1 protein-coding gene is annotated in these 781 nt (G+C 43.5%); it reads right to left on the bottom strand.

Going from position 1 to position 781, the window contains the following annotated elements; translation table 11 throughout:
• Positions 1–781 (bottom strand): HAMP domain-containing protein (locus A3766_RS05155; RefSeq protein ID WP_156508704.1); only part of this gene is annotated, 781 nt, incomplete at both ends.

Below are 781 nucleotides of genomic sequence, written 5' to 3'. Positions count from 1 at the left end.
CGTCTGGCAGAGGGCGATTTTTTCTTGAGAAAAAGGTTCCCGGTCCCACACTCTTGACTCACCCAAAATAATAGCACCCTCTGAGCGTCCTTTAATAACTAAGGGAAAGATTAAACCGGAATGTGTTTCAGAAGTGAAAATTTGTTCCAACTCAACTTTATGTCTCCGATCAAACATTTCTGTATTAGAAACTGATACGTATCGTCCAGTGTCAAAAGCCTTCTGTAAGTCAGGACAATATTTTACGTCTAACTCGTTTCCAATGCCAGGCTCCCAATCTAGCATCCTGATGGGATAGGCTGCGCGAATTACAGGGCCTGCATGCTCACTATCTTTTAGAGCAATACGGCAATAGGTTACTTTCAGTGTACTTGTTAGTTTCTGCGCCATAAGCTTTAGCAACTGCTCAATATCTAACTCGGACGAGAGTTCAGCGCTTGCCAATAAAAGTATCTCAAGGTCTAAAGAACGTTCCTTTAGCTGAATACTGTGTCTATCCAGTTGGTCTTTGAGGCTTAGGTGTTGATGGGAAAGCTGTTCAGCCATGCTGTTGAAACTGTCAGCAAGTTCCTCCAATTCGTCCCCGGTATCTAAATTGACTCGATAATCCCATTCTGAGCTTTTAAGCCTCTGAGTCGCCTTAACCAGGTCGTTAATGGGACGTGTAATCGAACGAACTAGCTGGAAGCTAAAAAAGACAAGGAAAAAGACGAGAAGCGTGCCGCTAATGACAACGCTTTTTTGTGCGCCATAACGCATCTCAGATGCTTCATGAAAAGCT

It is taken from the genome of Oleiphilus sp. HI0132, assembly GCF_001635845.1.
This window is presented reverse-complemented; position numbering and strand designations above follow the sequence as displayed.